General features: G+C 41.2%; 16 protein-coding genes, 2 tRNA genes, 3 rRNA genes and 1 pseudogene. 14 read left to right on the top strand and 8 right to left on the bottom strand.

The window, feature by feature from the left end:
- Window positions 1-5 precede the first annotated feature (5 nt).
- Window positions 6-425 carry a F0F1 ATP synthase subunit epsilon gene (locus AC52J8_RS17375; protein ID WP_002114076.1) on the top strand — a complete coding sequence of 140 codons (420 nt, stop codon included), beginning with the start codon at window positions 6-8 and terminating at the stop codon, window positions 423-425.
- 58 nt (window positions 426-483) lie between these two features.
- On the opposite strand, the gene AC52J8_RS17370 is transcribed toward AC52J8_RS17375, so the two are convergent.
- From AC52J8_RS17370 to AC52J8_RS17355, 4 genes are all read right to left on the bottom strand, one after another.
- Window positions 484-1080, bottom strand: a complete 597-nt coding sequence (locus AC52J8_RS17370) for a PM1805 family lipoprotein (RefSeq protein ID WP_014208127.1) — start codon at window positions 1078-1080, stop codon at window positions 484-486.
- A 141-nt stretch (window positions 1081-1221) separates the two neighbouring features.
- The gene (locus AC52J8_RS17365; RefSeq protein WP_086398783.1) at window positions 1222-1767 is read right to left on the bottom strand and encodes a glutathione peroxidase; all 546 of its coding nucleotides are present in this window, start codon (window positions 1765-1767) and stop codon (window positions 1222-1224) included.
- Between the two features lie 120 nt (window positions 1768-1887).
- Window positions 1888-2652 (bottom strand): helix-turn-helix transcriptional regulator, encoded by a 765-nt coding sequence (locus AC52J8_RS17360; protein ID WP_208753430.1) that lies wholly within the window; start codon window positions 2650-2652, stop codon window positions 1888-1890.
- 21 nt (window positions 2653-2673) lie between these two features.
- The gene (locus AC52J8_RS17355; protein WP_046813020.1) at window positions 2674-3888 is read right to left on the bottom strand and encodes an MFS transporter; all 1215 of its coding nucleotides are present in this window, start codon (window positions 3886-3888) and stop codon (window positions 2674-2676) included.
- A gap of 135 nt (window positions 3889-4023) precedes the next feature.
- Here AC52J8_RS17355 and AC52J8_RS17350 point away from each other — a divergent pair, with 135 nt between their 5' ends.
- Both AC52J8_RS17350 and AC52J8_RS17345 read left to right on the top strand, forming a co-directional pair.
- Window positions 4024-4677 carry a TetR/AcrR family transcriptional regulator gene (locus AC52J8_RS17350; protein WP_079380979.1) on the top strand — a complete coding sequence of 218 codons (654 nt, stop codon included), beginning with the start codon at window positions 4024-4026 and terminating at the stop codon, window positions 4675-4677.
- A gap of 104 nt (window positions 4678-4781) precedes the next feature.
- The gene (locus tag AC52J8_RS17345; RefSeq protein WP_002114137.1) at window positions 4782-5702 is read left to right on the top strand and encodes a DMT family transporter; all 921 of its coding nucleotides are present in this window, start codon (window positions 4782-4784) and stop codon (window positions 5700-5702) included.
- A gap of 392 nt (window positions 5703-6094) precedes the next feature.
- Here the strand turns inward: AC52J8_RS17345 and tsaC are convergent, their stop codons facing one another.
- The 3 genes from tsaC to AC52J8_RS17330 are packed head-to-tail and all read right to left on the bottom strand — an operon-like array spanning window position 6095 to window position 9024.
- A complete protein-coding gene (tsaC, locus tag AC52J8_RS17340; RefSeq protein ID WP_086398782.1) occupies window positions 6095-6664 on the bottom strand; it encodes an L-threonylcarbamoyladenylate synthase type 1 TsaC in 570 nt (189 codons plus the stop codon).
- Between the two features lie 51 nt (window positions 6665-6715).
- Window positions 6716-7849: a DNA-processing protein DprA gene (gene dprA / locus AC52J8_RS17335; RefSeq protein WP_086398859.1), complete on the bottom strand. Its 1134-nt coding sequence runs from the start codon at window positions 7847-7849 to the stop codon at window positions 6716-6718.
- A gap of 20 nt (window positions 7850-7869) precedes the next feature.
- Window positions 7870-9024, bottom strand: coding sequence for a LysM peptidoglycan-binding domain-containing protein (locus tag AC52J8_RS17330; protein ID WP_086398781.1), 1155 nt, complete (start codon window positions 9022-9024; stop codon window positions 7870-7872).
- Window positions 9025-9146: 122 nt separating this feature from the next.
- On the opposite strand from AC52J8_RS17330, the gene def reads away from it, so the two are divergent.
- The 4 genes from def to AC52J8_RS17310 all read left to right on the top strand — a co-directional run bounded on the left by def (window position 9147) and on the right by AC52J8_RS17310 (window position 12593).
- A complete protein-coding gene (gene def, locus AC52J8_RS17325; RefSeq protein WP_032055797.1) occupies window positions 9147-9677 on the top strand; it encodes a peptide deformylase in 531 nt (176 codons plus the stop codon).
- Window positions 9678-9720: 43 nt separating this feature from the next.
- A complete protein-coding gene (locus AC52J8_RS17320) occupies window positions 9721-10146 on the top strand; it encodes a DUF2946 family protein (RefSeq protein WP_002114087.1) in 426 nt (141 codons plus the stop codon).
- Between the two features lie 72 nt (window positions 10147-10218).
- Entirely contained in the window at window positions 10219-12333 is a 2115-nt protein-coding gene (locus AC52J8_RS17315) for a TonB-dependent copper receptor (RefSeq protein ID WP_086398780.1), read from the top strand.
- Between the two features lie 53 nt (window positions 12334-12386).
- Complete coding sequence (locus AC52J8_RS17310; RefSeq protein WP_086398779.1) at window positions 12387-12593, top strand: hypothetical protein; 207 nt, start codon at window positions 12387-12389, stop codon at window positions 12591-12593.
- 67 nt (window positions 12594-12660) lie between these two features.
- Here AC52J8_RS17310 and AC52J8_RS17305 read toward each other — a convergent pair whose 3' ends face one another.
- Complete coding sequence (locus tag AC52J8_RS17305) at window positions 12661-13875, bottom strand: oxygenase MpaB family protein (RefSeq protein ID WP_086398778.1); 1215 nt, start codon at window positions 13873-13875, stop codon at window positions 12661-12663.
- An 87-nt stretch (window positions 13876-13962) separates the two neighbouring features.
- Here AC52J8_RS17305 and AC52J8_RS17300 point away from each other — a divergent pair.
- From AC52J8_RS17300 to cysK, 7 genes and pseudogenes are all read left to right on the top strand, one after another.
- Window positions 13963-14533: pseudogene (locus AC52J8_RS17300) on the top strand (TetR/AcrR family transcriptional regulator).
- Between the two features lie 519 nt (window positions 14534-15052).
- Window positions 15053-16590, top strand: a 16S ribosomal RNA gene (locus AC52J8_RS17295).
- Between the two features lie 59 nt (window positions 16591-16649).
- Window positions 16650-16726: transfer RNA gene (locus tag AC52J8_RS17290), tRNA-Ile, on the top strand.
- Between the two features lie 55 nt (window positions 16727-16781).
- Window positions 16782-16857 (top strand) — tRNA-Ala (locus AC52J8_RS17285).
- Between the two features lie 352 nt (window positions 16858-17209).
- A 23S ribosomal RNA gene (locus AC52J8_RS17280) occupies window positions 17210-20100 on the top strand.
- A gap of 186 nt (window positions 20101-20286) precedes the next feature.
- Window positions 20287-20401: ribosomal RNA gene (gene rrf, locus AC52J8_RS17275) — 5S ribosomal RNA — on the top strand.
- The 16S, 23S and 5S rRNA genes sit together here with 2 tRNA genes alongside, the layout of an rRNA operon.
- A 123-nt stretch (window positions 20402-20524) precedes the next feature.
- Complete coding sequence (gene cysK, locus AC52J8_RS17270; protein WP_086398719.1) at window positions 20525-21523, top strand: cysteine synthase A; 999 nt, start codon at window positions 20525-20527, stop codon at window positions 21521-21523.
- Window positions 21524-21534: the final 11 nt, after the last annotated feature.

Here is a 21534-nt window from a genome sequence, read left to right as displayed (position 1 = left end):
ATCTCATGGCGACTATGCAATGTGATGTCGTAAGTGTTAAAGAGTCTATTTACTCTGGCGCAGTAACGATGTTAATCGCGAAAGGTGCTGGTGGTGAGCTTGGTATTTTGCCAGGACATGCTCCACTTGTAACCTTGCTTCAACCGGGCCCGATTCGTGTTCAGTTGGAAAATGGTACAGAAGAAATCGTCTATGTATCTGGCGGTGTTTTAGAAGTTCAACCTCATGTTGTAACGGTTCTTGCAGATACTGCAATCCGTGCAGACAACTTGGATGAAGCGGCAATTTTAGAAGCACGTAAAAATGCTGAACAATTGCTTGCAAACCAAAAGAGTGATTTGGACTCAGCTGCTGCGTTGGCTGCCTTGGCAGAAACAGCTGCACAGCTTGAAACTATCCGTAAAATCAAAAACCGCGCACTATAATTGCCGGTTTGAGATTGAAAAAGCCACCGTAAGGTGGCTTTTTTTATAAGTTGTTTTTTTAAGATTCAGTTTTTGAATCTGACTTTTCATCTCCTGCCATAATCATGGCAGCAAGCTTCACCATATCCATTTGAATGGTATTAAGCTGTTTTTCAATTTGGTCAAAATTGATTTGATCTAATTTCCCATTGAGTAATGGCATGCTAAGAGCTTGTTGGTTGGCATGTAATAAACTTTGGCGAATATTCTCAATTTCCTGACTTTTGATATCTAAAGTCAAAAGTGCTTGATTTAAACCTTCTAGTTGCTGTTTTAACGTAGTGACAGTAGTTTTTAGTTCATTCTGATTCTTATCTTGGATGGCTTGTTCAACATCAAGCTGAGTATCTTTAAGCTGTTCAACATAGTCACCAGCTTTAAGCTGTAAATTAGCAGCGTCGCGGACCATATAAAAAATATTGCCGCTTTTAAGTTCGGCTTTGTTGGGTGCAATTTCTGACTCTTGTTGTTCAATGTTTTGGTCAGATGCCTGTTCAGTTATTTCAGTCTTTTCTTGTTCGGTAGCATGGTCTTGTGCCTGATCGCACCCGAGTAAAAGCATCCCTGAGGCAAAAATTACAAAAGGAAGAAATGCGCCCTGTAAAACTTTTTTCATAACTACAAACAACATCAAATAAAGCAAATGGATACTATAGGCATAAAATATGAAGAAAGATTGTATTTTTGCAAACGAACAACACTTTGAGGAGAGTATAAAAAAGAGCGTATAAAACGCCCTTTGTCACGTTTTAAAATATTATTTTGCTAACTCTGCTTCAACTGCTTTAACGATTTGTTCATCGTCTGCTGTTAGGTTCGGAGCAAAGCGAGCTACGACTTCGCCATTTTTATTAATTAAAAACTTTTCGAAGTTCCATAAAACTTCTGGAGCAGGGTTGGTTGGAATACCTAAGCCTTCTAAACGCTCACGGAAAGGACCTTCACCAGTGCGTTCCGGCTGAGCCGCTGTCAAAGTTTGGTAAAGTGGGTGCTTATCTTCGCCGACTACAGAAACCTTAGAAAATAAAGGGAAATGAACATCATAATTTAATGAACAGAACTGTTGAATTTCTTCATCAGAACCTGGTTCTTGCTCTTTAAAGTTATTTGCTGGGAAACCTAAAATTTCAAGACCTTGCTCTTTTTTTGCTTGGTAAAGTTTTTCTAAGCCTTCGTATTGTGGAGTTAAACCACATTTAGAAGCAGTATTTACGATAAGTAGAACTTTACCTTTGTATTGTTCGAGGTCAACCGTTTCGCCTGAAATAGCTTTTACTGGAATGTGATATACAGATTGTGTCATGAGTCTTTCCTAAAGATTGTAATTGATATCAAGTAACGCATTTGTTTTAACTGCTATTGAGGGGTAGTGCAATAATATTCGTGTTCAAAAAAGAAAAAGTTTTTAAAGATAAGCTGAATTCTAGTTATTTCTGATTTGGATAGGTGTTTGCCCAGTGTAACGTTTAAAAAATTCAATAAAACTTGAGCTATGTTGATAACCTAAATCGTATGCTAAACGCTTGATATACGTCCCTTGGCGAATCTGATGAATGGCATAAACAATTTTGGCCCGATTTCTCCATTCGGACAATGAAAGCTGAAGCTCTTGTTGACTCAAACGTAATAAGTGGCGATCACTGACCGAAAAGTTTTGTAGTAACTGCTGTAAAGACTGATCAAAAAGTAAAGGATCTGAAAGTTTTTCTAAAATAGGCAATAAAACAGGATGCCGCGTTTGCGGTAAATAATGTGAATATGCAGGAGCTTGTTTGAGTTGATCGAATAAAACTTGTAAAAGATGTTCTAAGTATTCAGGTTGTTCGGTTTTTTTTTGCTGCTCTAGAATTTGTAAAACTAAAGTGCGAAAAAAAGGCTGAATACTAAAGCATCGACAGCTATTTCCTAAAATAGAGCATAGGCGAGGGTGCAGTCGAATACAGATATAATGAATTTCATGGTCGATATGGGTTGACTGATGAACAGTTTGAGGTGGAATCCAAAGACCATAGCTAGGAGGAGAAAGATATAGCTGTTCTTCAATCTCCATTTCTAATATGCCATTTAAACTGAAATTAAAATCTCCCCAAAGAGATGCATGAGGACGAACAATATCTTCTTTTTGGTATAGAAATTCATGAACTTCTATACTGTTTAATAATGAAAATTGCTGATCCTCATTGTTCATCTATATGCTCTGACTCATATTTTAGTTTTCACAAGTAGCTTTAGGGTTATTAAGACCTTTCGCTAAGGTAAATGTACTCAGTAATGCTAGGGCAACGAAGCTTAATACACCATAAATTAAAGTATTTTCATTGAAATGATCAACTACATATCCCCCTAATAATGAACCTGTCGCAATCATCACCTGAAACATACCTACAAAAAGCGGCATACCTTTTTCAACTGCATTTGGCGCATGTACAAACATCCAAATATTCGCTGAGGTAGGGAAGGCACCAAATGCAAATCCCCATAACGCGGTTAAGACAATAGCACCAAACTCATGAACGGCAAAAAGAGGAAATCCAAAGAATACGATTGCAAAGCATGTACCCACAAAAGCTAATGTATAACGGACATTTAGATTCCCACTATATCCGGCAAAAGCATTTCCGAAAATACCAGCGATTCCATAGAGCAATAATAATGAACTAATGGTTGTCCCATTAAAACCAGCAACATTTTTAAAGAAAGGTGCTAAATAGCTATAGGCACAAAAGTGAGCGAGTCCGATCAATAAAACAATCAACATGCCACTACGTGCTTTAGGAGTGCGTAAAAGGGCTGGCAAATCTTTCATGTGAATTGCCGAATCTGGTACAAGTTTAGGTAAAAAGATTAATTGTAAGATTAAAACAACTAAGCCAATGCCTGCAGTAATTCCAAAAGCACTACGCCAGCCATAAAACTCGCTTAACCAAGTTCCAATCGGTACACCTAGAACTGTAGCAAAAGTCACACCTGCCATCACGACCGCAGTTGCTTTAGCAATAGGAAGGTGTGAGGGAGCTAATTTTCCACTTAGAGCAATGGCGGTCGCCCAGAAACCACCAATTGAAATACCTAAAATTAAGCGACTTAACAATAAAATATGAAAGTTTTCAGCAAATGCGGTAATGGTATTGGCAATAACCATAATAGCTGTCAGCAAGATAAGCACATAACGCCGATCAAGTTGTTTTACTGATACAGGCAATAGAGGGGCTGCAATTGCTGCCATAATGCCGGGTACGGTAATAATCAGGCCTGCTGTACCTACAGAAATATTTAAATCTGTTGCGACACTATTTAAAACGCCAACGGGTAAAAATTCACTTGTAACTAAGGCAAATGCTGCGATAGAAACGGCCAAAATGGCAAACCAGCTTCCTTGAGTGGAGGTCGTGGGTCGCGCTTTAGAGATAGACGATTGGTCCATAGGAAATCCTTACTTGGCTAAATTTGGAGTAAAGAAAGGCAATTTATTAATTAACTAACGATCATTATGAAAATAAAATAGTTGATAAAAAATCGAACGTCAATTAATTTAATAACGATTGTTATAAAAATAGATGTGATCTTTATGACAAATAGGCATGAAACGAATTTAGCTGTTACAGAAGATACGCTGAAAAAAAAGCGCGGACGTCCTAAATGCTTTGATGAACAAGAGGTTTTGCAAAAAGCAATGTTGCTCTTTTGGGAGCATGGCTATGAAGCAACGTCTATTAGTGATTTAACGCAAGCTTTGGAAATTACAGCACCTAGCCTATATAGTGCTTTTGGTGATAAGGCAGGGCTGTTTTATAAAAGTATTGATTACTATTTGGCTCATGAAGCCTGCCCTATTGAGACCATCTTTTTAGAAGCAAAAACTGCAAAAATTGCGTTTGAGTTATATCTTTATGACAACGTAAAACGACTGGTTCAACCCAATAAACCAGCTGGTTGTATGTTGGTGGTTGCTGCCATGAATTGTTCTGATGCAACTCAAGATGTGCAGCAGAACCTATTAGACAAGCGCATAAAAACCAAAGAAAAATTATTGGAGCGTCTCAAACAAGGTGTTGAGCAGGGTGATTTGCTATCTAATGCTCCTCTACAAGAAATGACGGACTTTTATGCCACTGTCATTCAAGGCCTTACCATTCAGGCAAGAGACGGTGCCAGTACTGATCAATTACATAAAGTTGTAGAACATGCCATGAAAGCTTGGACATTATTCTAAAAAAGATGATGTCTTAAGTTCGATATCAATGTCGGAAATACGATATTTCAATTTATTAAGACATTCTTCAAAATAAAACCATCTTTTGTAGATGGTGTATTGCTATGAGTCAGGTCATGAAATATCACAAATGGGCGTTTATTTTTCCCATTTTGGCAGTATTGATTTGGTCTTTAAATATTGTAGTCACCCGCTATGTCTCGGATTATATCTCTCCGGTAAGTATTAGTTTTTATCGGTGGTTAATCGCTTTTATTATTTTGACTCCATTTATGTTTATGTCTGTGTGGAGACAAAGACGACTAGTAATACCATATTTACCTAAGCTTGCTGTGTTAAGTGCATTTGGGATGGTACTTTATCAAGGCTTAGCTTATACGGCTGCCCATTATACCAGTGCAACCAATATGGGGATTGTGAATGCATTTATTCCCATCTTTACGATCTTTGTTTCGCTTGCCATTTTAAAAGATGTGCCTAATCGCTTTGCAGTTTTTGGCAGTATTTTGTCTTTTGCTGGTTTGCTATATGTCATGTCCCAAGGAAATATTAATAAGCTTTTAAGTGGTGGCGGACATCTTGGTGATGCATTGATGATTATTGCCGTATTCTTCTATGCATTTTATGGTGTTTTTCTTAAAAAATGGCAGCTGCCTCTACCAATTATGACAAGCTTATATGTTCAGATTGGGTTTTCTGTAATATTTCATATTCCTTTAATTCTCTGGTTTGGACTTGATGCTTTAAATGTTGAAAATGCACCAAGTGCTATTTATGCAGGAGTATTTGCTTCACTCATTGCGCCGTTAGTTTGGATGTTAGCTGTTCAACAACTCGGTCCTAATAGAACAAGTATTTTTATGAACTTGGTACCTGTCTTTACAGCAGTTATTGCAAGCGTCTGGTTGTCTGAGCAGTGGACCATTTATCACACATTAGGTGGGATTGTTATTTTAATTGGTATCATTATGGCTCAGAAGAAGGTGAGTCCTAAAAAGAGCGAATTAATGCAAGAACAAAACTAAAGTCAGTAAAAAAACTATGGCATATTTTGAAAAAAACTCATAAAAATATGCCAATTTTTTCTTAGTTAAAGTTTTTCTATATGATTTATAAATAGTTTATAAAAATAGGTTGTAATATAAATATTAAAAAAGCCGAGTAAAAATATTAATATAATTTTAATTTATATGCAAAAAACCGTAAATTCCCTACACTTTTCATGCTTTTTTTAGAGAAATAATATATTTCTCTCATTGAACCTCTTACCACATAATAGCGGCCACTACGAAAGGCGCTCTTTTCTTTGTAAATTATCTTTCGTTCCCCAGATATCCAAACCCTCTGGATGTGGTATATACCCATCCTTTTTTATGCTCAGTTATCCCTATATAACTGAGCTTTTTTTTGTTTGAAATTAGGCGCGAATAATCTCTCTGGTAAGAGCGTTAATGATTCTGCTTGGTTGTTGGCTCTGGCCTAAGTCACCATTCAGATAGTTTAATTGTGAACCAAAGTATTGGCAGGCATCCTGTAGTGAGTGTGCAGGTTCTTGTCCACTTGGGTTCGCACTAGTCGAGACAATAAAGCCATGAAAAGCATTGCATAATGCCACACATAAAGGATGTGTAGTGACTCGAACAGCGACAAGAGGATGCTCACCTTTAATCCATGAAGGAATATGTTCGCCAGCAGGTAATAGCCAAGTTGTTGCTCTTTCTGAAGGTTGATGATTAGTCCAACAATCAATAATTTCTTGTTGGGTTGTTTGAGGTAGAGAAGTTAGCAGGTGCTCGACTTGGCTAATATGACCTGCTAATAAAATTACACCCTTTTCAATAGGCCTTTGCTTTAGTTCAAGAATCTTTTGAAAAGCTTGCTTATTAAAAGGGTCGCAACCTAGCCCCCAAACTGCCTCAGTTGGATATGCCAAAACTTGACCTTGTTGTAAACATTCGGCTGCTTCGGTAACTGAGGTGGTAATCATGGTAATACTCTTCCTTTCAATCAGACAGAATTGCTATTGTGCGCTCCAATACTAAGAACGACAACGTAAATACAATCCTGATTGTTGCATACATAAACCAAGTAGTTCTAGTTCCATCAGTGAAGAGGTGAGTTCTGCAACAGGCTGCGAGTGATGTAAAACAAGCTGATCAATATTTTGTCCGACCCAGTCTAAAGACTGATAAAGGTTAACTAAATGCTCAGGAATTTCTGGGGTACTAGAAACTACAGCCTGCTCGGTGGAGTTTTGTTGCTGACTTTGCCACTGTGTGGGTAAAGCAAGGTCTTCAATAATTTGTTCAGGATGATCGACTAAAATTGCTCCCTCACGAATAAGTTGATGGCAACCTTGATGAAACTCACTGTAAATATGACCAGGAATGGCAAATACAGTCTTACCTTGTTCGGCAGCTTTGTTCGCAGTGATGAGAGAACCACTTTTTAAGGTAGCTTCTACCACTAACACGCCTAAACTCAAACCGCTGACAATTCGGTTTCTACGTGGGAAATGCTGTTGTAATGGAGGTGTTCCAGGCAAAAACTCAGTAATAATCGCGCCGTTTTGAGCCAAAATATGTTCTACAAGTTTTTTATTTTGAGTAGGGTAGGTACTGTCTAAACCAGTTCCTGTCACAGCAATCGTACGTTGATGAGCTGAAGCTCCTTGGTGAGCAGCTTCATCAATGCCATATGCCAAGCCACTACTCACATAAAAACCTTTTTCACTTAAGTAATAGGCAAAATCATAAGCAACCTGACGACCATGGGGGCTTGGTTTTCGGCTACCTACAATCGCAATTTGCGGTTGCAATAAGGCTTGTGCCTGACCTTTTCCAAAAATGATAGGTGGGTGATCTGTATAAGGTAATAGCTGAGTGGGATAGCCTGAGTCATCTGCTGTTAAAATAAAGTCGGTATGCTGATGGACCTGTTGAACCAGTTTTTCAAACTGAGCTTGACCCTGAGCAGTTTGAAATTCATCTACGCGTTTTAAATGATTAGCGTGTAAGCCAAGATTTGACCACTGTGCCAAACTAGCTGGTTGGACTGCCTTTTCGCAGTTACCAAAATAATCGACAATTTTTTTAAAGCTGACTAAAGAGTGTTGCACCAAATACCACACTTTAAGCGTGTGGTAATGGTGTGAAGAAAGTTGAGTAAGCATTGTAAAAGGTACATCCAGCATTAATCATTAAAGCGGGGTGGCTGAATGCTTGAACCAACTTTAACTGGTAAATCGCTTTCTAATACGTAGGCATAACTCAACTGATCAAAAGTTCTAAAGACCATCAAACTACCAATTTGTTGTCCTGGTAACTGTATTGGTTCTTTGGTTTTAGGATCTCTAATGGTTTCACCTTGTTGCGTAATATCAAAAACTTGTCCTACTTGGATACCTTGTGCTGTACCTCGGTCCAAAGTCACCACACTATTTTTGGCAGCAGTACCAATTGATCCCATTACACGAATAATTTTGCCGCCCTCTGTCACCTGAGTGGCATCTACCGGATAAAACAAAGTAGGTAATGTTGCTTCTTCTTCTGGCATCACCCGATCACCACGACGTACTTCAGAATTGTAGCTATCAGTTAACTCAAGCGTGGTAATGTCTTTTTCAGAAGAGATCGCAATCCCTGAGGCAACTTGTTGTAGCTCAATACCTAGACTGTGCTTTTTGCCTTTATTATCGGTGAAATAATAAGGTTCACCTTCACGATAAACTGCATAACGTTGACCATCAATTAAACCTTGTCCGCGCGCATAAATAGTTTGACCTTTTGCCGCCAGTACACGTTGATCGGCAGTACCGACTACATAAGGAGTATGTTGAATTGCATCGATAGGTAGAATAGTGCTGTGTTCTAACCATTGTTTGATATGTTCAAGAGGAATAACAGGTACGTTATTGTTAAGTGACTCCACACGAACTTGAGGTTGTAAATTTGTCATTTGGCCTGTGTAACGGCGAATAATGCCGACACAGCCATCTCCCTCATCTTTTCCAACCAATGGACGGCCATCTAAACTACACAGCAGTAATCGATCACCAGGATAAATCCAGTGTGGATTTTTGACATGCTGATTATTTGCCCAAATTTCAGGCCAGCGCCAAGGTTTACTCAGAAAGTGACCAGAAATATCCCATAGCGTATCTCCTCGTTTTACTATGTAGACATGTGGTGCATTACTTCTAAGAGAGGGTGGATTATGGTTCGGACTAGCAGCATAAGTCTCTACTACCGTACTGAATGCAACCCCTGTAAAAAGTGCCAAAGCAAGTAAATGCTTTTTTATCCCCAAAGCATGAAATTGAACCATGCCGTCAAAAACCTTTTTCATTATGATAATTCCTAAAAATTATGCGTGCAGATGCGTTATAATAGGCGGCTAACACACAATTTTTCGATGAAGTATTTCCTTCATTTGGTTTTTCAATCAATGGCATAAGTGAGGACGTCAGTATGGCCTTATTACCTATTTTAAGTTTTCCTGATCCCCGTCTTCGTACCATTGCTAAGCCTGTTGAAGAAGTTACTGATGAAATTCGTCAACTTGCAGCAGATATGCTTGAAACCATGTATGCGGCACCAGGTATTGGTTTAGCAGCTTCTCAGGTCGATCGTCATATTCAGCTTATCGTCATAGATTTGTCTGAATCTAAAGATGACCCTATGGTTTTCATTAACCCCAAAATAACTCCACTGACAGAAGATAAGCAGCAGTACGAAGAAGGCTGCCTATCGGTGCCACAAATATACGACAAAGTTGAGCGCCCGTCACGTGTGAAAATTGAGGCAATTAACCTTGAAGGTCAAGCATTTGAGATAGAAGCTGATGGACTTCTCGCTGTTTGTATCCAACATGAAATGGATCACTTAAATGGCAAATTATTTGTGGATTATTTGTCACCACTTAAACGTCAGCGTGCTCGAGAAAAAGTTGAAAAAGTTGTTCGTCAACGTGAGCGTGAAAAAGTTGCAGTAAAACGTTAAAAATTTCTATTCTTGAAACATCAATGTAGTGTGGATGTGATTTTTGGTTTTTCGTAGTGGTTTACTGCTTGCATGTGCAGCAGTATTTTTACAGGTCGCGGTATTTCTACAGCCGCTATTACCGAAGCAGTATCAAATTGCTCCGGTCTGTGAAACTATTACCCTCGCTTTGCTTAAACCTAAAGCACAGATGGAAACCATGTCACATGCCATGCATTCACATCATGAACATCATATTGAACAGGCACAAGCCTCTGGGCAACATGATCATCATGATGCAAATCACCAGTGTCAATATTGTACCGTCTATGCCAATCTGGTTTTGCCACCTGAATTTGGCGTAAAAGAAGTTTTAGTCCGCATACAAGTCCGCTTAGTCGCTTATCAACAAGCATTTAGACATGTCTACTTTGCACTACAGCGACTTTTTCTACTCCCGCAAGGGCGTGCACCACCTCTATTTGCATAAATAAAAGCAATTTTTTGTTGGGGTCTTAACTGACTTCGATATCACTTTATTTATGTTTTAGAGCGTATAAAAATGCCACATTCTAAATTTTTACTACAACCTTTATGGGTTGCGATGTTTGCTGTCTCTCATTCGGGGCTAGTTTTTGCTAATTCAGAAGAAAATGATGCCGATACCCAAGCGCTTCACTCATTAGCACCTATTGTTGTTACAGCACAACAAGGCAACGATGCAAATGGCTTGATTGTACATGCAGACCCAAAGCAACCGATTCAGCCAGTGCCTGCTACAGATGGTGCAGACTATCTACAAAGTATTATGGGTTTTAACTCAATACAAAGTGGGGGAACGAATGGTGATGTGACATTCCGAGGTATGTTTGGGTCACGCATCAAAATTTTGACAGATGGAACTGAGAACTTAGGTGCATGCCCAAACCGTATGGATGCACCGACCTCTTATATTTCACCAGAAAGTTATGATCGTATTTCTGTGATTAAGGGTCCGCAAACTGTTCAATATGCCAATACAGGTTCTGCTGCAACAGTCCTTTTTGAACGTCAGCCTGAGAAACTTACCTCTGAAAAACCTTATCGTGGGCAAGCAAGTGTCTTGCTAGGTTCATATGGGCGTATTGACCATAATATTGAAGCTGCAGTGGGCGATGAGAAAAAATATATCCGTTTAAATGCCAATCGTTCAGAGTCGAATAGTTATCAAGATGGTGATGGAAATACCGTGCCGTCAGCATGGAAAAAGTGGAATGCTGATGTAGCACTTGGCTTTACTCCAGATGAAAACACGTGGGTCGAACTCACTGGTGGAAAATCTGATGGTGAATCGCTTTATGCTGGACGTTCAATGGATGGATCTCAATTTGCGCGAGAAAGCTTAGGTCTGCGGTTTGAAAAGAAAAATATCACCGATGTCATTAAGAAAATTGAAGGGCAGGTGAACTATAGCTATAACGACCATATTATGGATAACTTTAGTTTGCGCACACCGCCATTAGTTGAAATGAATCATGGTGGTATGACCATGCTGATGCCGAATCCAATGGCAATGCAAGTGACACGCCGTACATTAAACTCACGTTTGGCAATGACTTCTGAATGGAACAAATGGAGTTTGATCACAGGCGTTGACTCTCAATTTAATAAACATGGCGGTAGCATGTCATCGCCAACAATGCCTTCAATGAATATTCCATATCGTCAAGATATGCGTTTTCAATCTTATGGTGCTTTTGGCGAACTGGGCTATCAATGGAACGATTTCAACAAACTGGTTACAGGTGCACGTTTAGATCGAGTCACAGTTGAAGATGAGCGCGTTGATTCTCAAGTAAAAGGCTTTAATACTAAACTTGAAAAGACTTTACCGAGTGCATTTGTGCGTTGGGAAAATCAACATCCTGAGCATGACCTAAAAAGCTATATTGGTTTAGGTTATGTAGAGCGTATGCCTGATTACTGGGAACTTTTCTCGCCTAAACATGGTAATTCGGGCTCAACCAATACTTTTAATGGTGTGAATCCTGAGAAAACATTACAGTTGGATCTGGGTTTCCAGCAACAACATGGTGCTTTAAACACATGGGCTTCTGCTTATGCAGGTTTGGTGGATGACTACATTTTAATGAGTTATCACCATCACCCAAGTACTGGAATGGGTGGGCATGATATGAGTCATGATATTACTGCGGGTGCCAAGAATGTCGATGCAACCATCGCAGGCGCGGAAGCGGGTATTGGATATCAATTCACTGACCATATTCAGGCAGATTTGAGTGCGATGTATGCATGGGGTAAAAACACCACAGATGACAAACCACTACCTCAAATTTCACCTTTAGAAGGTCGCCTAAATATTCGCTATGTGGCTGATAAATATAATTTAGGATTATTATGGCGAGCGGTTGCTGAGCAAAACCGCGTGAGTCTACATCAAGGTAATATCGTAGGATATGACTTAAAACCAAGTAAAGGTTTCTCGACTCTTTCTCTAAACGGAAGTTACAACCTTCGTAAAGATATCGATGTCTCTGTTGGCATTGATAACGTATTAGATAAGACCTATACCGAACACTTAAATAAAGCGGGTAGTGCTGGCTTTGGATTTGCGAGCGAAGAGCAGTTTAACAATATCGGAAGAAACTACTGGGTCCGTATGAGCATGAAGTTTTAAAAAGCTTAACGAATTAAATGAACTGAAAATATTAATTTAAAGAGAGAAATGAAATGACTAATAAATTATCACCTGAACAATCTTGGTGGGGATGGAAGTTACTTATTGTGGCTTCTATTCTGAGTTTATTGTTTATGATTGTTTTTTACTTGGCGATCAACAACGAACCTGACTACATGCCAAGTCAGAAAAAGAAGCAGATGACGGAGCCACACGAGCAAATGAATCACGCTGAAATGCACAGTTCATCAGCTCAATAAGTTCCTTAATATTTGAAAATGGAAGTCTAATTAACGGGCTTCCATTTTTGTTTTTAAGTTTTAAAAGTTATTGATGCATACTCACTAAGGTTTTTGCCTTACCTTGATTCTGATAAAGCGTTAAGCCAAGTTTTTGTATATTACGGCCTGATTTAGATAAAAACTTTTCAACTTTTGGTGAAAGCTTTGCACCATTATAAAGTAGTGAATTACGCACAATTAGATAATAAGCAAACCATGAGGCAGACTGCTGAGGCAATCCGAGTAGTTTCATTCTCTTCTTCCCAATAAAAAATTGGGTAAGTTCTAAATGTTGTCGATAAGCAAGCTTCTGCTGCAAAGAGCGTAAATGCAGATATTTTCTCTCAAAAGGCTCTTTAGATAAGCTTGATCCTAACTCAACACTGCTGTGGTCGGAGCGAGGGTGAGCAAACTGCATCCAGTAAAGTAACCTCCAACCCTCAGATTCAGATTGAATAAGCCATTTTTCATCAATACCCATCAACCAGCCAACATAACGCCAAAAATGTAGAAAACTCTTGGCTTCTTGTTTGGTCGGCCATACACCTAAAGCCCTAATACCGAGTAAAACTACACTGCTAAAAGCCAAATTAGTCATGGCTAAATCAAATTGATTAAGTGGAATTCCCCAAACTTCACTATCCCAACGATCAGACTTTTTTAATTGTCGGCGAACGAGTGCATGAATAAAGCGAACATAAATCGTTGATGTAAAACCTGCGCTTAGACGCTCAAGTCCTTGAGGTTCAGTAATATCAACCCACCATTTTGTGGTTTCAGCTAAACGAGTACCCGCCTGTTTCTTTAATGCACCCGTTAAAATTAGCGGCTGATTAAATCCCGGATATAAATATCCCGCCATTAAGGATAAATCTCTAAGAATAAGACCATTATTTATTCCTAAACGATGAGTAAATTTAACAGCCTCATCAATTTGACGCTGATCTAACCATTCAGGCTTTTGCTCAATGTAATTAAAGAAATTTTCTAACTCAGTAGGTAGCGGCTCAGATAGGTTATCGCGGCCTTGAAATAATATCTTCTCAAAAATCATTCGGTGACCTTTGGGATCTTCCATAACCCAATCAATCACCTTATCCATTTCAACGTCTCCTTCACAAAGAGCACGTTGTAAAGACACATATTCTTTATAGTTTGGTTGTACAGGTTTTTCGCAACAGATATTTAAAAACTGAGTAAAGAAATTACTGTCTTGCATGTCATTAAAAGAAGCAAGTCGAGTCGGGCTAATCATTTGCATATCGTTACTTACTTATTGAACTGAATAATAAATAGGCTAATATGAATAATTATTCGCATTCAATTCGCATTTAACGAATAAAAAACGATGAGAAAAGCCCCACAGCAACAGCGTTCAAAAATTATTGTTGACCATATTTTAGAGGCGACACAGCAGTGTATCGCCCAGTATGGATTACTACATACGACGACGCCTAAAATTGCAGAGAAATCTGGAGTAAGTGTTGGGTCGATTTACCAATACTTTGAGAATAAAGATCAAATCATAGAAGAACTATTGCGCCGTAAAAGCGAATTGCTGGGGCAACAACTTAAAGAATTAGTTGTGCGACAAGGAAATATTCCTTTAGAGCTGCTCATTCCCTTAGCAATAGAGTTGGGATTTAATGCATTAAAAGCCGATCATGGATTTTTTATAGAAGTGCTGAAACACTGGCATGACTATAGTCATTCGCAAGCTGCTCAGATTTTAGAAAAGCATTTTTTTGAAGTAGGGCTATATACATTCAGTAGAAATCCTCATCAGTGGGACTTCGAACAGGTAAAGTATAAATCCTTTGTAATTATTAATAGTACGCTTTTTACGATGATGCGTTATGTAAGCCAGAACAATTTTCTTATCTCAGAACAACAACTTAAACGCGAATTATCGAGCATGATACTGGCCTATTTAAGTCAAAAATAAAAAATTAAAATAATTATCAATATAAAACAATAGCTTAATACGTGTGGTGGTTTAAAAGTAAACGCTCAAGTCATTAATTTTTAATTTTCGCTTGCAAAGGTAAGTTAATGGTCTATAATGCACATCCATCGGCGGTGATGCAGATAGAAACTTGTTGAAAAACAGTTACTTGTGATTAAGTTAATTGCTTTAAGTGATGAATTTGATGATAAGTTGGTTTGATAGATAAGTTTTAAAAATATCGAAATTACCTGTTGACTTTTAAGAGATTAAGAGTAATATAGCCGACCTAGCTTGCTGGTGACGAACCAGGAAGAAGATCATTAAGAGAATTGAAGAACAACTTGTGTGGATTTTTACTGATTGATTAATCGAAATAATTTTCATTGATTGATTGGTTTAAATTACTCGAAGTTTATTTGAGCGAAATTTAAGTCAGTAATTGATGAGCCAGAATTGGTACCTTGTCTTTAAATAAGGTACAAAATGATTTTAACTGAAGAGTTTGATCATGGCTCAGATTGAACGCTGGCGGCAGGCTTAACACATGCAAGTCGAGCGGAGAGAGGTAGCTTGCTACTGATCTTAGCGGCGGACGGGTGAGTAATGCTTAGGAATCTGCCTATTAGTGGGGGACAACATTTCGAAAGGAATGCTAATACCGCATACGTCCTACGGGAGAAAGCAGGGGATCTTCGGACCTTGCGCTAATAGATGAGCCTAAGTCGGATTAGCTAGTTGGTGGGGTAAAGGCCTACCAAGGCGACGATCTGTAGCGGGTCTGAGAGGATGATCCGCCACACTGGGACTGAGACACGGCCCAGACTCCTACGGGAGGCAGCAGTGGGGAATATTGGACAATGGGCGCAAGCCTGATCCAGCCATGCCGCGTGTGTGAAGAAGGCCTTATGGTTGTAAAGCACTTTAAGCGAGGAGGAGGCTACTTTAGTTAATACCTAGAGATAGTGGACGTTACTCGCAGAATAAGCACCGGCTAACTCTGTGCCAGCAGCCGCGGTAATACAGAGGGTGCAAGCGTTAATCGGATTTACTGGGCGTAAAGCGCGCGTAGGCGGCTAATTAAGTCAAATGTGAAATCCCCGAGCTTAACTTGGGAATTGCATTCGATACTGGTTAGCTAGAGTGTGGGAGAGGATGGTAGAATTCCAGGTGTAGCGGTGAAATGCGTAGAGATCTGGAGGAATACCGATGGCGAAGGCAGCCATCTGGCCTAACACTGACGCTGAGGTGCGAAAGCATGGGGAGCAAACAGGATTAGATACCCTGGTAGTCCATGCCGTAAACGATGTCTACTAGCCGTTGGGGCCTTTGAGGCTTTAGTGGCGCAGCTAACGCGATAAGTAGACCGCCTGGGGAGTACGGTCGCAAGACTAAAACTCAAATGAATTGACGGGGGCCCGCACAAGCGGTGGAGCATGTGGTTTAATTCGATGCAACGCGAAGAACCTTACCTGGCCTTGACATAGTAAGAACTTTCCAGAGATGGATTGGTGCCTTCGGGAACTTACATACAGGTGCTGCATGGCTGTCGTCAGCTCGTGTCGTGAGATGTTGGGTTAAGTCCCGCAACGAGCGCAACCCTTTTCCTTATTTGCCAGCGAGTAATGTCGGGAACTTTAAGGATACTGCCAGTGACAAACTGGAGGAAGGCGGGGACGACGTCAAGTCATCATGGCCCTTACGGCCAGGGCTACACACGTGCTACAATGGTCGGTACAAAGGGTTGCTACCTAGCGATAGGATGCTAATCTCAAAAAGCCGATCGTAGTCCGGATTGGAGTCTGCAACTCGACTCCATGAAGTCGGAATCGCTAGTAATCGCGGATCAGAATGCCGCGGTGAATACGTTCCCGGGCCTTGTACACACCGCCCGTCACACCATGGGAGTTTGTTGCACCAGAAGTAGCTAGCCTAACTGCAAAGAGGGCGGTTACCACGGTGTGGCCGATGACTGGGGTGAAGTCGTAACAAGGTAGCCGTAGGGGAACCTGCGGCTGGATCACCTCCTTAACGAAAGATTGACGATTGGTAAGAATCCACAACAAGTTGTTCTTCATAGATGTATCTGAGGGTCTGTAGCTCAGTTGGTTAGAGCACACGCTTGATAAGCGTGGGGTCACAAGTTCAAGTCTTGTCAGACCCACCATGACTTTGACTGGTTGAAGTTATAGATAAAAGATACATGACTGATGATGTAAGCTGGGGACTTAGCTTAGTTGGTAGAGCGCCTGCTTTGCACGCAGGAGGTCAGGAGTTCGACTCTCCTAGTCTCCACCAGAACTTAAGATAAGTTCGGATTACAGAAATTAGTAAATAGAGATTTCGGTCTTGGTTTATTAACTTCTGTGATTTAAGTATCACGGTATTAAGCATGACCTGACGAAGGCGTGTTTATTCATTAACAGATTGGCAAAATTGAGTCTGAAATAAATTGTTCACTCAAGAGTTTAGATTAAGCAATTAATCTAGATGAATTGAGAACTAGCAAATTAACTGAATCAAGCGTTTTGGTATATGAATTTAGATTGAAGCTGTACAGTGTTTAAGTACACAGACAACAGATAGTAGCGATGAAGAATCGCACGGACAACACTCACTTGTAGGTGTTGACGACTGTTTGGGGTTGTATAGTCAAGTAATTAAGTGCATGTGGTGGATGCCTTGGCAGTCAGAGGCGATGAAAGACGTGATAGCCTGCGAAAAGCTCCGGGGAGGCGGCAAATATCCTTTGATCCGGAGATTTCTGAATGGGGGAACCCACCTACTTTAAGGTAGGTATTGCAACATGAATACATAGTGTTGCAAGGCGAACGAGGGGAAGTGAAACATCTCAGTACCCTTAGGAAAAGAAATCAATTGAGATTCCCTCAGTAGCGGCGAGCGAACGGGGATCAGCCCATTAAGTTATGTGTGTTTTAGTGGAACGCTCTGGGAAGTGCGAACGTAGAGGGTGATATTCCCGTACACGAAAGGGCACACATAATGATGACGAGTAGGGCGAGGCACGTGAAACCTTGTCTGAATATGGGGGGACCATCCTCCAAGGCTAAATACTCCTGACTGACCGATAGTGAACCAGTACCGTGAGGGAAAGGCGAAAAGAACCCCTGTGAGGGGAGTGAAATAGATCCTGAAACCGCATGCATACAAGCAGTGGGAGCACCTTCGTGGTGTGACTGCGTACCTTTTGTATAATGGGTCAGCGACTTATATTCAGTAGCGAGGTTAACCGTATAGGGGAGCCGTAGAGAAATCGAGTCTTAATAGGGCGTTTAGTTGCTGGGTATAGACCCGAAACCAGGCGATCTATCCATGAGCAGGTTGAAGGTTGGGTAACACTAACTGGAGGACCGAACCCACTGTCGTTGAAAAGCCAGGGGATGACTTGTGGATAGGGGTGAAAGGCTAATCAAGCCTGGTGATAGCTGGTTCTCCCCGAAAGCTATTTAGGTAGCGCCTCGGACGAATACCATAGGGGGTAGAGCACTGTTTCGGCTAGGGGGTCATCCCGACTTACCAAACCGATGCAAACTCCGAATACCTATGAGTACTATCCGGGAGACAGACTGCGGGTGCTAACGTCCGTAGTCAAGAGGAAAACAATCCAGACCGCCAGCTAAGGCCCCAAAATCATAGTTAAGTGGGAAACGATGTGGGAAGGCATAGACAGCTAGGAGGTTGGCTTAGAAGCAGCCACCCTTTAAAGAAAGCGTAATAGCTCACTAGTCGAGTCGGCCTGCGCGGAAGATGTAACGGGGCTAAAACTATGTGCCGAAGCTGCGGATTTGACATTAGTCAAGTGGTAGGGGAGCGTTCTGTAAGCCGATGAAGGTGTATTGAGAAGTATGCTGGAGGTATCAGAAGTGCGAATGCTGACGTGAGTAACGACAAAACGGGTGAAAAACCCGTTCGCCGAAAGACCAAGGGTTCCAGTCCAACGTTAATCGGGGCTGGGTGAGTCGACCCCTAAGGCGAGGCCGAAAGGCGTAGTCGATGGGAAATTGGTTAATATTCCAATACTTCTGTGTAATGCGATGAGAGGACGGAGAAGGTTAAGTCAGCCTGGCGTTGGTTGTCCAGGTGGAAGGATGTAGGTATGTATCTTAGGCAAATCCGGGGTACTCTATACTGAGATCCGATAGCAAGCTGTACTTGTACAGTGAAGTGGCTGATACCATGCTTCCAGGAAAAGTCTCTAAGCTTCAGTTACACAGGAATCGTACCCGAAACCGACACAGGTGGTCAGGTCGAGTAGACCAAGGCGCTTGAGAGAACTCTGCTGAAGGAACTAGGCAAAATGGTACCGTAACTTCGGGAGAAGGTACGCTGTTGTTGGTGATGGAACTTGCTTCCTGAGCTGACGACAGCCGCAGAAACCAGGCCGCTGCAACTGTTTATTAAAAACATAGCACTCTGCAAACACGAAAGTGGACGTATAGGGTGTGATGCCTGCCCGGTGCTGGAAGGTTAATTGATGGGGTTAGCGTAAGCGAAGCTCTTGATCGAAGCCCCAGTAAACGGCGGCCGTAACTATAACGGTCCTAAGGTAGCGAAATTCCTTGTCGGGTAAGTTCCGACCTGCACGAATGGCATAATGATGGCGGCGCTGTCTCCAGCAGAGGCTCAGTGAAATCGAAATCGCTGTGAAGATGCAGTGTACCCGCGGCTAGACGGAAAGACCCCGTGAACCTTTACTGCAGCTTGACACTGAACTTTGACCTTACTTGTGTAGGATAGGTGGGAGGCTTTGAAGTTGGAACGCTAGTTCCAATGGAGCCGTCCTTGAAATACCACCCTGGTAATGTTGAGGTTCTAACTCTGTCCCGTTATCCGGGACGAGGACCGTGTCTGGTGGGTAGTTTGACTGGGGCGGTCTCCTCCTAAAGAGTAACGGAGGAGTACGAAGGTGCGCTCAGCGTGGTCGGAAATCACGCGTAGAGTATAAAGGCAAAAGCGCGCTTAACTGCGAGACCCACAAGTCGAGCAGGTACGAAAGTAGGTCTTAGTGATCCGGTGGTTCTGTATGGAAGGGCCATCGCTCAACGGATAAAAGGTACTCTGGGGATAACAGGCTGATACCGCCCAAGAGTTCATATCGACGGCGGTGTTTGGCACCTCGATGTCGGCTCATCTCATCCTGGGGCTGAAGCAGGTCCCAAGGGTATGGCTGTTCGCCATTTAAAGAGGTACGCGAGCTGGGTTTAGAACGTCGTGAGACAGTTCGGTCCCTATCTACCGTGGGCGCTGGAAATTTGAGAGGATCTGCTCCTAGTACGAGAGGACCAGAGTGGACGAACCTCTGGTGTACCGGTTGTGACGCCAGTCGCATCGCCGGGTAGCTATGTTCGGAAGGGATAACCGCTGAAAGCATCTAAGCGGGAAGCCTACCTCAAGATAAGATTTCCCTAGGAATTTATTCCTCTAAAGAGCCGTTCGAGACTAGGACGTTGATAGGTTGGATGTGGAAGCATAGTGATATGTGAAGCTGACCAATACTAATTGCTCGTGAGGCTTGACTATACAACACCCAAGCAGTTGTATATGAAGCATCAATCGATTCATAAACATGCAAAGCAACTTGATTTAGTTATACTACTAGCTAAAATGAACAACGAAAAATCAGACCAATCAGCCCATCTGTAAAGATTTGGAAAACGCAACGTATCACACAGTGAATAAAACGAAGCAAGTATCCATACCAGTTGTGCTGGCGACCATAGCAAGAGTGAACCACCTGATCCCTTCCCGAACTCAGAAGTGAAACCTCTTAGCGCTGATGGTAGTGTGGGGTTACCCATGTGAGAGTAAGTCATCGCCAGCTCATTATTCCAAACACCCCCGTTCTAATGAATGGGGGTGTTTTTTATTGCGTGGAATTTGTATCCTCAATTCTTTATATGATTATAATGGAAGAAATTCATATCAAGTCTAATAAGGATATAACATGTCTACCGATCAACAATTCCCAACAACCAATAATTTAGGTATCGCAGTTTATTCAAATAATGCAGAAGCTATTGGTAACACTCCTTTAGTTCGTATCAACCGTTTAATTAAAACTGGTGCAACTGTATTAGCGAAAGTAGAAAGTCGTAATCCTGCCTTTTCTGTGAAATGCCGTATTGGGGCTGCACTTATTGCAGATGCAGAAAAAAGAGGTGTGTTGAAAGAAGGTATGCATATTATTGAACCAACTAGTGGTAATACAGGGATTGCATTGGCTTTTGTTGCGGCAGCGAAGGGTTATCCAATTACTTTGACTATGCCAGCCAGCATGAGTCTTGAACGTAGAAAAGTATTAAAAGCTTTAGGTGCTAATTTAGTTCTAACTGAACCGGCGAAAGGGATGAAAGGTGCGGTTGATGAAGCGGTACGATTAGCAACTGAGCAACCAGATGTTTATTTCTTACCTCAACAATTCGAAAACCCAGCCAATCCACAAATTCATGTAGATACAACTGGCCCAGAAATCTGGCAAGCAACAGGTGGGCAGGTTGATATTTTAGTTGCTGGCGTAGGTACTGGAGGTACGATAACGGGTATTTCTCGTTATTTTGAACAGGTCCAAAATAAGCCATTGTACTCAGTAGCAGTTGAACCTGCTGAATCTCCAATTATTACTCAAACCAAAAATGGTGGAAGCATTACGCCTGCACCCCATAAAATTCAGGGGATTGGTGCAAACTTTATTCCAAAAAATCTTGATTTAGATTTGGTTGATGAAGTCTTGCCTGTGAGTAGTGAAGAAGCAATTCAATGGGCGAGAAACTGTGCAACTCAAGAAGGTATTTTGGTAGGTATCTCAAGTGGAGCCGCCTTGGCTGCTGCAGCTAAAATTGCAGAGCGTCCTGAAAATGCTGGTAAAACAATAGTTGTTATTCTTCCTGATAGCGGGGAACGTTATTTATCTTCTGTTTTATTTGAAGGTTTATTTGACGAATAAAATTAACTATG

The organism is Acinetobacter sp. S-1, assembly GCF_059579785.1.
The sequence above is the reverse complement of the archived record's forward strand: the minus strand, read 5'-3'. Positions and strand labels throughout refer to the sequence as shown.

What these genes read in the sequence shown, in the direction of transcription:
- AC52J8_RS17375 (WP_002114076.1), top strand. Translation starts at nt 6, where the DNA reads ATGGCGACTATGCAATGTGATGTCGTAAGTGTTAAAGAGTCTATTTAC.
- AC52J8_RS17370 (WP_014208127.1), bottom strand. Translation starts at nt 1,080, where the DNA reads ATGAAAAAAGTTTTACAGGGCGCATTTCTTCCTTTTGTAATTTTTGCC.
- AC52J8_RS17365 (WP_086398783.1), bottom strand. Translation starts at nt 1,767, where the DNA reads ATGACACAATCTGTATATCACATTCCAGTAAAAGCTATTTCAGGCGAA.
- AC52J8_RS17360 (WP_208753430.1), bottom strand. Translation starts at nt 2,652, where the DNA reads ATGAACAATGAGGATCAGCAATTTTCATTATTAAACAGTATAGAAGTT.
- AC52J8_RS17355 (WP_046813020.1), bottom strand. Translation starts at nt 3,888, where the DNA reads ATGGACCAATCGTCTATCTCTAAAGCGCGACCCACGACCTCCACTCAA.
- AC52J8_RS17345 (WP_002114137.1), top strand. Translation starts at nt 4,782, where the DNA reads ATGAGTCAGGTCATGAAATATCACAAATGGGCGTTTATTTTTCCCATT.
- tsaC (WP_086398782.1), bottom strand. Translation starts at nt 6,664, where the DNA reads ATGATTACCACCTCAGTTACCGAAGCAGCCGAATGTTTACAACAAGGT.
- dprA (WP_086398859.1), bottom strand. Translation starts at nt 7,849, where the DNA reads ATGCTTACTCAACTTTCTTCACACCATTACCACACGCTTAAAGTGTGG.
- AC52J8_RS17330 (WP_086398781.1), bottom strand. Translation starts at nt 9,024, where the DNA reads ATGAAAAAGGTTTTTGACGGCATGGTTCAATTTCATGCTTTGGGGATA.
- def (WP_032055797.1), top strand. Translation starts at nt 9,147, where the DNA reads ATGGCCTTATTACCTATTTTAAGTTTTCCTGATCCCCGTCTTCGTACC.
- AC52J8_RS17315 (WP_086398780.1), top strand. Translation starts at nt 10,219, where the DNA reads ATGCCACATTCTAAATTTTTACTACAACCTTTATGGGTTGCGATGTTT.
- AC52J8_RS17310 (WP_086398779.1), top strand. Translation starts at nt 12,387, where the DNA reads ATGACTAATAAATTATCACCTGAACAATCTTGGTGGGGATGGAAGTTA.
- AC52J8_RS17305 (WP_086398778.1), bottom strand. Translation starts at nt 13,875, where the DNA reads ATGCAAATGATTAGCCCGACTCGACTTGCTTCTTTTAATGACATGCAA.
- cysK (WP_086398719.1), top strand. Translation starts at nt 20,525, where the DNA reads ATGTCTACCGATCAACAATTCCCAACAACCAATAATTTAGGTATCGCA.